The sequence below is a fragment of the Microbulbifer regidiadema (SeqCode) genome (assembly GCF_052466995.1).
This window is the reverse complement of the sequence record NZ_CP174297.1, coordinates 1,597,288-1,611,564: the sequence shown is the minus strand read 5'-3', so window position 1 is coordinate 1,611,564 and position 14,277 is coordinate 1,597,288. Positions and strand designations below refer to the sequence as shown.

General features: G+C 52.8%; 14 protein-coding genes. 5 read left to right on the top strand and 9 right to left on the bottom strand.

All coding sequences use genetic code 11. The annotated features are described in order from the left end of the window. Positions 1-57: 57 nt before the first annotated feature. From ACJJIK_RS06825 to ACJJIK_RS06815, 3 genes are all read right to left on the bottom strand, one after another. A complete protein-coding gene (locus ACJJIK_RS06825; protein ID WP_444944565.1) occupies positions 58-1,809 on the bottom strand; it encodes a M28 family metallopeptidase in 1,752 nt (583 codons plus the stop codon). A gap of 247 nt (positions 1,810-2,056) precedes the next feature. Next, complete coding sequence (locus ACJJIK_RS06820) at positions 2,057-3,256, bottom strand: phosphatidylinositol-specific phospholipase C domain-containing protein (protein ID WP_444944564.1); 1,200 nt, start codon at positions 3,254-3,256, stop codon at positions 2,057-2,059. 493 nt (positions 3,257-3,749) lie between these two features. Continuing rightward, the gene (locus ACJJIK_RS06815; protein WP_444930534.1) at positions 3,750-4,874 is read right to left on the bottom strand and encodes a M14 family metallopeptidase; all 1,125 of its coding nucleotides are present in this window, start codon (positions 4,872-4,874) and stop codon (positions 3,750-3,752) included. A gap of 506 nt (positions 4,875-5,380) precedes the next feature. Here ACJJIK_RS06815 and ACJJIK_RS06810 point away from each other — a divergent pair. After that, positions 5,381-5,860, top strand: a complete 480-nt coding sequence (locus ACJJIK_RS06810; protein WP_444944563.1) for a hypothetical protein — start codon at positions 5,381-5,383, stop codon at positions 5,858-5,860. A 58-nt stretch (positions 5,861-5,918) separates the two neighbouring features. On the opposite strand, the gene ACJJIK_RS06805 is transcribed toward ACJJIK_RS06810, so the two are convergent. Continuing rightward, positions 5,919-6,569, bottom strand: a complete 651-nt coding sequence (locus ACJJIK_RS06805) for a LysE family translocator (protein WP_444944562.1) — start codon at positions 6,567-6,569, stop codon at positions 5,919-5,921. A gap of 32 nt (positions 6,570-6,601) precedes the next feature. Here ACJJIK_RS06805 and ACJJIK_RS06800 point away from each other — a divergent pair, with 32 nt between their 5' ends. Both ACJJIK_RS06800 and ACJJIK_RS06795 read left to right on the top strand, forming a co-directional pair. After that, positions 6,602-7,390 (top strand): TatD family hydrolase, encoded by a 789-nt coding sequence (locus ACJJIK_RS06800; protein WP_444930537.1) that lies wholly within the window; start codon positions 6,602-6,604, stop codon positions 7,388-7,390. Then, entirely contained in the window at positions 7,387-9,045 is a 1,659-nt protein-coding gene (locus ACJJIK_RS06795; protein WP_444944561.1) for an aminotransferase class V-fold PLP-dependent enzyme, read from the top strand. The genes ACJJIK_RS06800 and ACJJIK_RS06795 overlap by 4 nt, the downstream gene beginning before the upstream one ends. Here the strand turns inward: ACJJIK_RS06795 and ACJJIK_RS06790 are convergent. Continuing rightward, positions 9,042-10,229 (bottom strand): acyltransferase family protein, encoded by a 1,188-nt coding sequence (locus ACJJIK_RS06790; RefSeq protein ID WP_444944560.1) that lies wholly within the window; start codon positions 10,227-10,229, stop codon positions 9,042-9,044. The genes ACJJIK_RS06795 and ACJJIK_RS06790 overlap by 4 nt on opposite strands. Before the next feature lie 147 nt (positions 10,230-10,376). Between ACJJIK_RS06790 and ACJJIK_RS06785 the strand changes: the two genes are divergently transcribed. Then, positions 10,377-11,261 carry a LytTR family DNA-binding domain-containing protein gene (locus tag ACJJIK_RS06785; protein ID WP_444944559.1) on the top strand — a complete coding sequence of 295 codons (885 nt, stop codon included), beginning with the start codon at positions 10,377-10,379 and terminating at the stop codon, positions 11,259-11,261. Here the strand turns inward: ACJJIK_RS06785 and tcdA are convergent. The 4 genes from tcdA to ACJJIK_RS06765 all read right to left on the bottom strand — a co-directional run bounded on the left by tcdA (position 11,258) and on the right by ACJJIK_RS06765 (position 13,513). Further along, positions 11,258-12,058 carry a tRNA cyclic N6-threonylcarbamoyladenosine(37) synthase TcdA gene (tcdA, locus tag ACJJIK_RS06780; RefSeq protein WP_444944558.1) on the bottom strand — a complete coding sequence of 267 codons (801 nt, stop codon included), beginning with the start codon at positions 12,056-12,058 and terminating at the stop codon, positions 11,258-11,260. The two genes, ACJJIK_RS06785 and tcdA, sit on opposite strands and share 4 nt — an antisense overlap. Further along, positions 12,045-12,494, bottom strand: coding sequence for a thiol-disulfide oxidoreductase DCC family protein (locus ACJJIK_RS06775; RefSeq protein WP_444944557.1), 450 nt, complete (start codon positions 12,492-12,494; stop codon positions 12,045-12,047). The genes tcdA and ACJJIK_RS06775 overlap by 14 nt, the downstream gene beginning before the upstream one ends. Before the next feature lie 54 nt (positions 12,495-12,548). Next, positions 12,549-13,013 (bottom strand): FKBP-type peptidyl-prolyl cis-trans isomerase, encoded by a 465-nt coding sequence (locus ACJJIK_RS06770; RefSeq protein WP_444930543.1) that lies wholly within the window; start codon positions 13,011-13,013, stop codon positions 12,549-12,551. A gap of 140 nt (positions 13,014-13,153) precedes the next feature. Then, positions 13,154-13,513 (bottom strand): hypothetical protein, encoded by a 360-nt coding sequence (locus ACJJIK_RS06765; RefSeq protein ID WP_444930544.1) that lies wholly within the window; start codon positions 13,511-13,513, stop codon positions 13,154-13,156. Positions 13,514-13,847: 334 nt separating this feature from the next. Between ACJJIK_RS06765 and ACJJIK_RS06760 the strand changes: the two genes are divergently transcribed. Next, positions 13,848-14,270: an HIT family protein gene (locus ACJJIK_RS06760; RefSeq protein ID WP_444930545.1), complete on the top strand. Its 423-nt coding sequence runs from the start codon at positions 13,848-13,850 to the stop codon at positions 14,268-14,270. Positions 14,271-14,277: the final 7 nt, after the last annotated feature.

Genomic DNA, 14,277 nt, shown 5'->3' with positions numbered 1-14,277 from the left:
CGGAGGGAAAGAGGTGGTGACACCGGGGAGGTGTCACCACGGGGAAGCGTTGCCTATTTATTTGCGGCTATCGGCACTGGCATCGCGAATAGCGCGGAACTCGTTGCCTTGGTACCAGTTGGGCCAGTCGCGGCTATTTGCCAGCTTCAGCCCCAATTGCAGGCCCAGTTGCAGATTCATTGCGGCGCCTTTCAGGTTCCAGTTGGGGTCGTACTCATCGCCGGGCTTGTGGTAGTGCTGGCTGAGGTACTCCTTGTCTTTGGATTGGGCCCACTCGCGGCCGTGCTCATGGTTTTCGCTGCCGGAATCAAAATACAGCATTGGCACGCCTTCTTTTGCCAGGCTGAAGTGATCTGAGCGGTAGAAGTAGCCGCGCTCAGGGTGCTCTTCAGCGGCCAGGTAGCGATCCTGCCCTTTTGCTGCACTCTCCAAGAGCTGCTCCAGTTCGCTGCTACCGTAACCTATCACGGTGATATCTTTGGTTGGGCCAAGGACATTCATCGCGTCGAAGTTAAAGCCGGCTACCGTCTTTTCCAGTGGTGCAACGGGGTTGGCGGCATAGTATTTGGAACCGAGTAGTCCGGATTCCTCGGCGGTGACGGCAACAAATACCAGGGAGCGATCGGCTTGCTCTTCTTTAACGGCCTGGGCGGCCAGGGCCAGCAGTCCGGCGGTGCCGGTAGCGTTGTCTACGGCGCCATTAAAGATATGGTCTTCACCGGAAGTGTTTCTATTAACCCCCAAGTGATCCCAGTGGGCAGTGTAAACAATCGTTTCATCTGCATATTTTTTGCCGGGTAACTTGGCAACCACATTGCGGGAGTTGGATTTCTCAAGGTGGTTGCTGAGTTCGATGCTGGCGTTTAACTCCAGGGGTTTGGGGGTGAAACCGGGAGTTTTCGCCGCTGCCATCTCTTCACCCAGATCGAGGCCGGCGGCCTGGAACAGGTCTTTGGCGGCTTGGTTGGTGATCCAGGCTTCAATTGCCACGCGGTCAACATTCTGATTTTCCGCTTCGAGGCTGACCTGGGCACCGGACCAGGAGCCGCTTACGACTTCCCAGGGATAACCGGCTGCGCCAGTTTCATGGATGACAATGGCCCCTGCGGCGCCCTGGCGGGCAGCTTCTTCAAACTTGTAGCTCCAGCGACCGTAGTAGGTCATGGCATTGCCGTTAAATAGCGCCTTGTCCTGGGTGGCATAACCGGGGTCATTTACCAAAATGACCGCAGTTTTGCCTGCCATATCCAGGCCTGCGTAATCGTTCCAGTTATTTTCCGGGGCGACGATACCGTAGCCAACAAAAACCAACTCGCTGTCTTTGAGGCTGGAGGCACTGGTTTGGCGCTGGGTAAACGCCACCATATCGTCAATCGGTTGCAGCTCCTGGCCCACTCCCTCTCCGCGGATGGTCAGCGCGGTGGATTGAATATCCATCTCTACGATGGGGACTTCCTGGAACCAGCTGAGGTTGCCCTCGGAGTCCACTGCACCCGGGGTTAGTCCGAGCGCTTTAAATTGCTCCGCCAAATAGTTGACGGTGAGCTCCTCGCCCTTGCTGGCGGGGGCGCGGCCTTCAAATTCATCGGAGGCCAGTACGGCGATATGCTTGTGCAGGTCGGCGGCGACAAGATCGATCTGCGCTTTTTCCGCCGCGTTTAGGCTGAGTTTTTCAGTGCCGTGTTCGAGGTGCTCTTTATGGCTGTGGGCTTGTGAGCTGACTTCTTCGTTGCCCTTGCTACAACCGCTGATAACACTGCCGATGGCTATAGCTAAGCCAAGGCGGCGCCAGGTGGTAGGAATTCGCATAATTTTATCCTGACAGTCTTGTTAGGGGGCTGATTATGCCTGATCTTATCTTAACTAACGATATGCCAGCGATTAGCAGAGGGGAGAGTGTGACCAGACGCTAAATAGCATCCCCTTTCTGCTGCCTGGGTTTACTTGAGGTGTGGGTTTTTGTTTGACGGAATCTACGGGTTTGTCTGTGGGCAGGGGGCAAATCCCCCTGCTTAATCTGCTGCTTCAGAGGCTCTCTATCTGCTGATCTGGATGTTTAATGGTGTTGCCACTGCCCCTCGTTAATTTGGTCTTGGTAATTTATCCATACATTGTCGTAGCCGGTAGCTTCCTTTGCCGCTTTAAGGGCCTGGTTGTCTTGACTGTTGGTGGGGGTGGCAAACAGGTAGTCGCTGCCAAACGCTTGGCATACCCCCGGGCCATAAGAGAATGGACCTGTGGAGGCGCTGACCAGCCAGCTGCCATCTGCGGTATTTTTACAGGCGAAGCTGTACTGGTTGCTACAGTTGGCATCATTCCAGCGTCCGTTGCTCCATTGCATGGCGCAGTCTTCGTTGTTCAGGTTGTTGGGTTCACCCTGGTCCCAGGACCAAATGGCTGCGGCAATCCGCCCATCGCTGATATTCATATCATCGAGATTGATAATATTGTGCCCTATAGCAAAGCCATTGCGTACATCATCGGTAGTGATTCGCTCAATTCCACCATTAAAAATTTCTCCGATGGTACCCGTTGCGGTCCTGTCCTCCCAAACGCGGCCTATGTCCCCTAAACCGGTGAATGCCATATTTTTCATATCGCCGTTTGCGGAGCAGCCATTGTCCTTCCACAGGACAACCTGCTTGCCTGCAGCGAGCACATCATTTTTTGTCAGGGCGCTGGGGATGCTCTGACAGCCGCCGCTGTAGAAAATTTTCTCGCCGAATCTATCGGTTATTTGGTCGTACAGATCTTGATGGTGTTCATCGGAATGGTCCTCGATATATAAAATAATCACCTCGTCCTGATTGGAGCTGTCATTTAGCCAATCCTTGATTTCATTAAATCCTTCTGTTGCATATTTATCGTTGATACTGCAAAGCCCATGGCACAGAAGCAGCCTTTTCGGATAGGAGAACAGGCTCTCCATTTTGGTTGTCCAGTGTATGTCTAACTCTATAAATCGCGCGCCCATGCGCAGTTGATCTTTTATCGAGTACTCCTGCTGAGGGTCCAGGTAGCGGCATCCCACTGAAAAATTGCAGGCGCGGTACACCTCTGAATTGTAAGAATTGTGGGTGCCGAGAATATTGTTTTCACTCATGGGTGTGTGGTTATCTATTTGGCGCTGTAGGTCTAGGGCAACACCGCTCCAGCTATTTTGGAAGTCTGAGATATTGTCGGCCCAGAGGGGGGAGGGAGTAAGAAGTAGCGCGATAGTGATCGATTGTATGAATAGTTTGGCGGTGTGTTTCATTATTTTTCTCCGGGGTGAGTAGTGGCGCTTGCCGGTGAGGCGTTTTAATTTTTCTGGGGGTGTGGCGTGGTGTGCATTTTATTTTTAGAATTTTTCGGCTTATTGTTTTTCTGGTGTTGAAGTTTAGGAGGCTCGGTGTGGCAAAGTGTGGTTTTTTCCGCTTTTAAGCTCGGCGGGAGTCCTGAGTTGTTGATAAATTAACAGTTGAACCGATTAAAAGATGATTTGTATGCAAGGTTGTATTGCACAAAATGGCTCGGTTGTTTTTTTCTATTCCAGAATAGAGGGAAGTGATCGCGCGATTACCCGGCTAATCAATAACCGTGTGATATGGAAAATGATATTGAGTACTTCTGAAGCGTTGTAGGTGACTTGCTTGGATACAGGGAGTAGGGCGGTGCAGCGCTAGCCGTTCAGTCGCTGAATATTGGCTGAATTTTAATAGGCGGAACTTCCCCTGGCCGGGCTGGCTAGGGGAAGTGGGGTTAGGCGGTTACGCCATCGTTTTTAATGTTTCGCGAATCGGGAAAAGAATATCGCGAGCGAGCTGCTGACTGCGTGCCGGTGACCAACCTTCGATCAGGTCGGGTAGGTCGTCATTATCTTTAAACGGCATTTCCAGGGTCAGGGCCAGGGTGCGGAACTGGTGCCCGGCCCAGGCAGTGCCGATAGTGAGGTTTGCTTCACCGGGCTTATCCAACTCATAACCGTGCTCTGTTTGGAAGTCAGGGCTGATGGCGGTATAAGCTTGTTTAAAGGTCTCTTCCAGCTTGGCGTGGCGCTCGTCATAGCCGGGAATGCCTTCACAAGCCGCGACAAAGTTGTAGGGCAGGGCTTCATCGCCGTGAATATCCAGGAAAATATCCCCGCCCAGTTCCAGCATTTTCTCTCTTACCAGGAAGACTTCCGGGCTGCGCTCCATGGTGGGGTTGAGCCATTCGCGGTTCAGGTTGGCGCCGGCTGCATTGGTGCGCAGGTGTCCGCGAACACTGCCGTCGGGATTCATATTGGGTACGACATAAAATACAGTATCTGCCAGCAAACTTTGTGCGGCTGGATTGGCATCGTCGAGCAGGGCATCAAGGAAACCTTCTACAAACCACTCCGCCATGGTTTCTCCGGGGTGCTGACGGGCAATCATCCAAACCCGGTGCTTGGCAGTATCGGCATTGCCGATGGTGAGCAGGGTCATATCGCGCTCATCGAGGGTTTTACCGAGGGTTTGCAGTTTGACTAGGTCATGGCTCTGTGCCCAGGCGAGTAGGTCCAGATGGCGCTCCCAGGAATAGGGGGCGAAATAAGCCAGGTAAATGCTGGGCTCATCCAGGGTTACGGTGAAGTCGAGGGTGTTGCCGTCGTAGTTGGCACCGATTCTGAACCAGTTTTGGCGGTCATAAGAGGCGCAAACCCGGTAGTTTTCCCAGCCTTCCGGATAGGCTGATTTGCCGGCGTTGACGATACGCAAAGGGTAGCTGGTGCCAATATCACCTTCCAGGCGAAAGTGAAACCACTGATAGAAGTCAGATTGGTTGTCCTGGCGGATGGCCAGCTCAATAGGGTTGCTGTCGGTATTGATAACTTCGATATTGCCGCTGTCAAACGCGCTGCTGATATACATGTAGAGAGCTCCACTCTTGTTTTCGCGCGCAGGATACAGCGGAAGCGGGAATTTTTCAGGGGGGCAGCGAGGGAATCTCGCCACTTTTAGGTGGGATTGAAGCGCGCGCCCTCTATTCGGAGGAAGAGAAAAGCGCGGTATCGATAAAGATACCGCGCTTTAGCCAATCCCTGGCGGCACCTGCTGCGACTACTGCTCCCTGAGATTTCCGGTGTCGGACCCCAGGCGACTGCTTACTACCCGGTCAGATCACAAGTGCGTCACTCCACACTGTCAGAAATTACTTAATCTCCATCACATTCCACAGCAGGTGCTGGTTAAAGTTTAGCCAATAAGGTCTATTCGATGTTGTACGAAGGTTTTAATCGGCGTAAATTTGCCGATCTTTTGGTCTGAAGACTATCTGGCGTGAAATTGTACAGATAACGAATAGATCCCATCGTCTTTGTGGACGGAGAAAACAGGTAATAGCCCCGACTGGGGGAGCTGTTGTAAGAGGTGACAGTATGACTAGAGTGGTTAAACGGAGTATTGCGATATCCGCAGTACTGGTGACGGTGATGAATTTGAGTGCTTGTGGCTACTTCCTGTACCCGGAGCGCAAAGGGCAGGGGGGTGGCCGAGTCGATCCTGCGGTAGTAATCCTGGATGGCGCGGGCCTGCTATTTGGCCTGCTGCCGGGAATAGTGGCCTTCGCTGTCGATATCACTAATGGCACCATTTACCTGCCGCCGGGGCATGGCTCCGTGTTTGATCGCCATTTAACCGCTACTGGGCAGGGGGCGCCAGAGGAGGTTACTGATGAAGAGGGGCAGGTCTGGCTTCGATTGCCGGTGGACGGTGTCGATAAGAATCCCCGACTCGAAGTCCTCGGTGATCAGCTATCGGAGATCACGGGACAGCAGGTAGACGCGGAAGATATCGTTTGGTTGCAGGACTCCGTCGAGCTTCGCGCGGTAAGCAGCTTCCAGGCTGCGCTTCGCTAGCTTCTCCTTAGCTCTGCGGGCTGGAGGGTGTCCTAGCTTTAGGTGCAAAAGCGGCCTCTCAGGTGGCCGCACCAAGCTGGGTAAGGCCCTCCAGTGCCAGGGGGATGACACTTGCCGCAAGCAACAGCCCCATAGCAATATTGAAACCCCGCAGGTAGCGGGGCTCAGTGAGAAACTGTTTGAGCCCAACGCCAAAAAATAGCCAAATGGCAACGCAGGGCCCGCCAATCGCGATAAATGCCAGTGCAACCTTGGCGACACCCAACCATATTTCTGTCCCGGGACTGGTGAACGCAGCCAGTGCTCCGGTGGCCATAATCCAGCCCTTGGGATTGACCCATTGAAAAGCCACAGCCTGGGTAAAGCTCAGGGGCTGGCTAGAGTGGCCAGAACTCATTTCCCGGGTCGATCCAATGACCCAGGCCAGGTACAGCAAATAGATAATGCCTGCCCAACGAATCACTTCGTGCAATAACGGGAAGTGATTGAAGGCGGTGCCCAAGCCTAAGCCAATAGCAACTACCATGGCGGGAAACCCCAGCCAAATCCCCAGCAGGTGAGGTGTTGAGTGGTTGATGCCGTGATTGAGGCCCGAGGACATAATCATGAGGTTATTAGGGCCCGGGGTAATACTGGCTGAAAAAGCGAAAAGGGCGATGGGCAAAAGAGATTCAAGCACAGCTGTACCGGAGGGAAAGGGCGACTTCATGCTAATATGCGCGCGATTAATGAGTATCACAAGTGAAATTTATAGACAGCCATTGCCACTTTGATTTTGAGGCTTTTTCGCCGGACCGCAACCGGGTGTGGCAAAGATGTATCAGTGCTGGAATAGATCGGATCATTATCCCCGGTGTGTGCGAAGCGCAGTGGCAGACACTGGGGGCTCTGGTAGCGGGGCAGCCCGCCTGGAGAATGGCCGCCGGTATTCACCCCTGGTGGGTGGAAAAAATCTCACCGGATGTTCACTGGCGGGAAAATCTGGCTGAGCTGGGGGCGCGGCTTGGTGAAAGTCTTGAGAAATACGCTTGTGTCGCTGTCGGTGAGTGCGGCTTGGACGCTTCGATCGAGACCCCTTTGGATAAGCAGGAAGAAATTCTCAAAATTCAGTTGGAGATTGCTTGTAACCAGGATCTTCCGGTAATCCTGCATGTACACCGGGCCCACAATGAGCTCCTGCGGCTGTTAAAACAATTCCGGCTTCCGCGCGGAGGCGTTATCCACGCTTTTAGTGGCAGTGAGCAGATGGCACAAGCGTATTGGAAGCGCGGCTTTTATCTTGGCATTGGCGGTACCATTACTTATCCTCGCGCGGCGAAAACCCGGCGGGCGGTAGCAAATATGCCACTGGAGAGTTTGTTACTTGAGTCGGATGCCCCGGATATGCCCCTTTCAGGGCAGCAGGGTATGCGCAACAGCCCTGAAAACCTTTCTAAAATTGCACAAGCACTGGCCGACCTGCGGGGAATTTCCGTACGGGAAATTGCTGATGCTACATGTCGAAATACTGAGAAATTATTTTCCCTATGAGTTTTTCCGCTGAATCGTTCAGGAAGGCATTTCCTCTTTTTAATCAAGAGGAAAATAAAGGGCTGGTTTACCTGGATAATGCTGCCACAACACAGAAGCCGGAGTCTGTGATCAATGCTGTGCGCGACTACTATATGCACAGCAATGCCAATACTCACCGCTCCAGTCACCGTCTCGCGCGCAGGGCCACCGAAATGGTGGAGCGAGTGCGCGGGCAAACTGCTCAATTTGTGCATGCCGCCAGTAGCCGGGAAATTGTATTTTGTCGCGGTGCCACTGAAGCTCTGAATTTATTGGCACACAGCCTGTGCGCTAGCTTGGACGCTGGTGATGAAATTGTTATCTCAACGGCGGAGCACCATGCAAATATTGTCCCCTGGCAGATGGCGGCCAAACGATTCAACCTGGAGTTGCGCTATGTGCCCCATAGCGCGGGCGTGCCCGAATTTGATCGTTTGGATGAAGTGCTCAGTGAGCGCACCAAAATTGTCTCCTTGACCGGTGGTTCCAATGCACTTGGGCTGCGTCCAGACCTCGCTGCGCTGAGAGAAATACTGCGGAAACGGAATCTTATCTGGATTGTCGATGGCGCCCAGCTGGCGGCTCACGAAACTGTTGATGTGCAAAAGATCGGCTGTGATTTTTTTGTTGCCTCCGCGCATAAATTTTATGGGCCCTCCGGTATAGGTTTTCTCTACGGGCGAGAAGCGCTACTGGAGTCCATGCCCCCATGGCTCGGCGGTGGAGAGATGATCTCTGAGGTTGATTTGGAAAGCAGTCAGTATGCCGGATTGCCACACAAATTTGAGGCGGGCACCTCTCCGCTGGCGGCAATAGCCGGTCTTGGGGCGGCGCTGGAGTTTCTCGAGCAGCAGGATAGGGCGGCAATGGCGGCACATGAGCAGAGGCTGGTGTGCTGGATACACCGCGAGTTGATGGCCTCGCCTCATTTTCGGGTTGTCAGCCAGGCCTCGCACAATTTAGGCATAGTCGCTTTTGTACCGGTGCACGGTAGTGCAGCAGATTTAATGCACTGGTTGGATGAGCGCGATATCGCGGTCAGAGTTGGCCATCACTGTGCGCAATTGCTGAGTAAAACAAGCGGTGAGTCGGTGACGGTGCGCGCATCGGTTGCGGCTTATAACACCGATAGGGATACCCAGGCTTTTTTACAGGCACTGGAGGAGTATTGTGATATCCAAAACTCTATCGCGCAGGCGGATATTACGCCTGGTGAGGCGTGGGTTAGAGATGACTTTTCCCGCTTGCCGGTCGAGCGTTTACTTGCCCAGCGCAATTGGCAGGGGCGCTATAAGGAGCTGCTGCTGTGGAGCAAAACAATTGCCGAAAAACCTGAGATACGCACCGAGGACAATTTGGTGCGCGGTTGTGAGTCCGCAGCTTGGTTGGTGCATCGGCAGGAGGGTGGCAGACACTATTTTGGCTTGGAAAGTGACAGCCGGGTAGTTAAAGGCCTGGGTGCGCTACTGCTTTCGCAGATTGATGGCCGCACAACTTCTGAAATTCAAGCACAGGACCTGTCCCAGCTATTTACAGAACTGGGCCTGGCCAAACACTTGAGTGAGTCGCGCAGCAATGGTTTTTATGCCTTGCTGCGCCGCGCGTTGAGTCTGGTGGAGCACCCGCTAACTTAGCTGCTGCTGCGTATGGGGGTGTCTAGCGCAGGAGCCCGGGGAGTGGACGCGGGTTTTAAACCAAATAGCACGCGCAAAACTGGATTTCTGCGAATAATAAATTCATGTAAAACCCAGCAGCCGATGACGGTGATTGACAGAACTAACAGGGGCTCGAGGATGGGCCCCAAAGCGAATTGCCCGAATTGATACACGGCTATGACGGTAATGGTTTGGTGAAGGATATACCAGGGGTAGATCGCTTCTGTGGCATAGGGCAGCCAGCGGAACGGCCTGTTCAAGAATCGGTAGCCGCAGGCTAAAACAGCCAGGAGCCAGATCCACCGGTTGATATAGATAACCATTAAATGCAGCGTTTCCTGAGCGGGAATACTGCTATCGGGCAATACCCGGTCAAAGAATAAATACAGGGTAAAAGTAAGCGGTGCGGCAATAATCAATCGATTGCGCAATCGCGCTAGTAGCTCCCAGGGGGCGCTACTGCTGACCAGCAAGTAGCCGCAGAGAAAATAAGTAAAAAACCTGGCATGGGTGTACCAGTCGCCGACAACGGCATGGTTAATTCCCCCAAAATGCGGAAACAGGTATAGGCCGTAAACCATCATCGGTACAAGTGGCAGGATCAGTAACTGCCAAGCTTTGATATTCGCCATTATTCGCTCCGGCCAGCGCTGGTGTTTGCCGCACAGAGCTAGAGGGATAAGGGCGAGGGCGTAACAGCCCAGATATGGCAGATACCAGAGATGGTTCCAGGTTAGGCCAAATTCGCTTCCGGCAAAGGCATTCTCTGGCCAAGGGGCAAAGGAAAAGTACTGTTGCAGGAACGATAAGTAGCCGGGTTCAATGATACCGTTGCTCAGTGCTTCATAGTAAGCCTGGGGTGGGACTACTGCCAGCATCCCAAAAGCCAGGGGAACAAACAATTGTTGAAGTCTTCTCCGCAGGTAGCCCCCAGTGCCCAGTTTATTCAAGAGAAAGTAGCTGGCTGCACCAGAGATCAGGAACAGCAGCGGCATTCGCCACTGGTTGACCGCGAGCATCACCAGCTGAAGAGGCTCGCTTCGGTAGCTGCTTTTTACATGCCACCCCCATTCCGCGACATAGGCCATGCCCAGGTGATAGAGAATAAGTAGGCCGAAGGCGAGTACGCGAAGGGCGTCAATATCGTGGCGTCTCTGTGTCATATTTTGTATAGATTCCATTGTGCGAGGTTGATTTAGATGGCCGCTATGCTCCTGTTGGTAATAGCTGGCGGCTACCTCACAGTGCTGACTTGCACGGTATTAGGGCCCAGTGGTGGTTTTTGGGGGTGAATAGCGGGTAGACTGCCGGTGAATTTTTATACTGGTTCGGGATCAATGACGGTTCAGGAGTATTTGGCGCGCCGGCGACAATTTGAGGTGGGCTTCTGGGGAGTATTTTTTGTCGCTCAGTGGGCTGTGCAGTTCGCCTTGGCTTACTTTGATCACCGCCGCTGGGGTTCTCCCTTTCAGCCATGGGAGTTCCTGGTGTGGGAAGGAACCAGTATCCTGATGGTTGCAATATTGTTTCCGCTGATATTGTTCCTTGAGCACTACTTCCCCCTGCGCAGGGGGAAGGTTCGACGGAACCTGGCTATACACTTGCTGTTTACTTTGCCTTGGTCCCTGATCCACGTTTCTGCCATGGTGGCTATGAGGGCAGCCATTTACCACCTGAATGGAGCTTCCTATAACTTCGGTAACTGGCCGGTGGAGCTTTTCTACGAGTACCTCAAAGACCTTCAAACTTATGCCGCGCTTCTAGCTTCCGTCTATTTATACCGTTTTCTATTGGTACGCTTGCAGGGAGAGGCACGTATTTTGACCGAGCCAGATGAAGGGGAGGCAGTGGAACCTGTAGATAGACCGGAGCGACTTCTGGTGAAAAAACTGGGGAAAGAGTTTCTGGTAAATGTGCGGGATATCGAGTGGGTGGAAGCTGCCGGTAATTATGTAAACCTGCATTTGGGCGATAGGATTTACCCCCTGCGGGAAACCATGACCAAGCTGCTGGATCGTCTAGATCCGGCATCGTTCGCGCGCACTCACCGCTCCTATATTGTTCGTTTGGACTCCATTGCGGAGATTGAGCCCCTAGAGAGCGGCGATGCACGTATTCATTTGATCTGTGGTCAGCAGGTCCCTGTCAGCAGGCGCTATCGGGACCAGCTGCGAGCGCAACTAATGCCGGCTTAGCTTTTTGCCTGCAGTAGTCGCTCAATGGCTCGGTTGGCGGCAGCGAAGCCAAAGGTGCCGGTGACCATGGTTGCCGCGCCAAAGCCGCCGCTGCAATCCAACTTGACACCATCCTGCATGGTACTCTTCTGTTGGCATACCTGCCCATCTGGCTGCGGGTATACCATCGCTTCGCTGGAGAAGATGGCATCGATACCAAATTGGCGCTTGCGGCTCTTTTGGAAATTGTGAAAACGGTAGAGGTGTTGGCGGACTTTTGCCAGCATCGGATCATTGACAGTGCGGCCGAGGTCGGCGCACTCAATGCGCTCCGGGGATCGCTTCCCCCCCGCTGATCCAACTGTTACCAGGCGTATTTTACGCGCTTTGCAGTAGGCGATCAGGGCCGCCTTTACCCGGGCGGCATCGATGGCATCAACGACCACATCGATTGGGCGGGTATCGGGATTGATCAGTTCAGCCAGATTGTCGGTAGCGATAAAGTCCTCTTCAGTATGAACTTCAATCTCCGGGTTAATCTGCCGGAGGCGCTCAGCCATAACCTCAATCTTGATGCGGCCGACGGTGTCGGTGAGCGCATGGCTTTGGCGGTTGGTGTTGGTGATGCAGATATCGTCCAAGTCGATCAGTGTCAATTTGCCGATGCCACTGCGCGCCAGGGCCTCTGCGGTCCAACTGCCCACGCCACCGATGCCGATAACCAGTATGTGTGCAGAGGATAAAATTTCGAGGGCTTTATCGCCATACAGGCGAGCGATGCCACCAAATCGCTGTAAATATGGGTCAGATAAGCTCATCTGGGGTCTCTTCAGGTACATCTTCCAAAAAGCGCTGCTGGTCAGCTCCACTCGGCAGCAGGCAACTTTCCTGTCGACCAAACCAGCGGTAGCGGTTGCGAGCAACCAAGTCGTAGAGCCAGTCCCTGGCCGGGCGGGGAATGTAGCGCAAAAGGGTGAGTGAATGCCAGGGCTGGGGTAAGCGGCTGATAATTCTCAGTGCGGCTTCACTTCTCCTAAAGGAGTGGTAGCTGTCACCGTGCCGCTCCAGCAGGATCATGCTCTGGTAGGTGTCCAGCGGCAGGTTCAGTTGCTTAAGGAAATACTGGCCAGCATCAGACTGTACTCGGCACAGGGTAAAGCACTGCTCGCTATCGCGCCTGAGAATTAGCTGGCTCCAGCAATTGCAGAGGTTGCAGATGCTGTCAAACAGGATGATGTTATTTGGCAGTGACATTGAGGAGGGCTGAAAACGCCGCACGGCTGGCGGCGGCGTTTTATATCATAGCGGTTAGTGCACGTGACCGTGATCAACCTCTTCGGCAGTCGCTTCGCGTACTGAAACTACTTCGACTTCGAAGTGTAGCTCGACGCCGGCGAGGGGATGGTTGCCGTTGATTGTGACTTCATCACCATCGATATCGATAATTTCGACTTCAATCGGGTGACCTTCAGTGCTCTCGGCACGGAATGCCATGCCTACAGACAGTTCCTCAACACCACCAAAGGCGCTGCGGGGCATAGTCTGGATCAGCTCGGGGTTTTGCTCGCCATAACCGTCTTCCGGGGTGATGACTGCGGTAAATTTGTCACCAGGTGCCTTTTCCAGCATTTCGCGCTCAAGCCCAGGAATAATATTGCCGACCCCCTGTAGATATTTGAGCGGCTCTCCGTTGGCTGAGGAGTCAATGACTGTTCCGTCAGCGTCTTTCAGGGTGTAGTGGATCTCCACAACTGTGTGGTTGGCAATCTTCATGAATAATCTCTGATCTAAAAAGAGTCTGTGAATGAGCGCTTACCGCTGCGCAATAAAACGGGGGGGTAAAGGCTGTGAGGTGCAATTGTATTGACAGGGCCGGCGCGCCGCAACTTATGCGTTCGCGCCGTCGATAAAGATTAACAAGCGATGGAGAGGTCTTGCTCACAACCGCCATAGAGGTTAGTTACAGTCGCAACCAGTTGCGTACTGAGATCCGGGTGGTAGCCCAGCTCCAATAGGCGCCCCTCGAAATATTCGAGCATTGCATCGAACAGCTCGGGGTTTAAGCCCCTGGCGAGGAAGCGTGCGCGACTACTGCGATCCGGCTCCGGCGTGAAGGATAAAGCATGACTAAGGAATTGGGTTTGGCGGCTTAACTGTTTGCGAAAATCACAAGTCTCGTAGGCTGAAAGGTGGTGGCTGAGAGCACCGTAAAATTCACTGACTATACGGTTGACAAATTTAGCACCACCGACCTGATCTAACAGGCTTTCCATGTTTTCCCCCCGGTGCGCAGTTGGCACTGATTTAAAGTTTACCCGCAGAGCCGAAAAAGTATTTTGGTAACGAGATGCACAATGTGCAATGGCTCAATGGCGGTACAACATTAACTGGTGAGGAGCCTAAGACATATTCTTTCGGTATGCCAACTTGGTTTAAGAAAATTGTCATTCTGTTCGACAGGTTGTCATATATTGGGGGTTTATTTCGCCAAAAAGGAATATCGGCATTTGCGCAAGTATTTTCTAAACCTTTACACTTTATTTTTCTTGTTGGTGTTAGACTGCACGTTTGCACCAAATAATAAAATTCAACCTTTTGAGATAATTTATGGCAAGTATTTTTACTCAGATAATTAATGGCGATTTACCCGGCAATTTTATTTGGCGGGATGAAAAAGTCGTAGCTATTTTGACCATCTCCCCGATCAAAGCTGGTCATTGTTTGGTCATTCCTGTTGAGGAAATTAATCATTGGGATGACGTGCCAGAGGATCTGGCGGCTCACTTAATGTTGGTTGCGCAAAAAGTGGCAAAAGGGCTAAAAGCAACCTACTCCCCCAAGCGTGTGGGGGTGATGATCGCAGGCATTGAAGTGCCGCATACACATATCCACCTGATTCCCGTGAATGAATTGTCAGATTTTGACTTTTCCAAGCAGCAGTCCGCCCCTGCAGAGCAGTTGGCACAAGAGGCGGAGAAAATTCGCCAATCCTTACAGGAAATGGGTTTTGATGAAGCGGGATGTGCCTAGGTCGCGC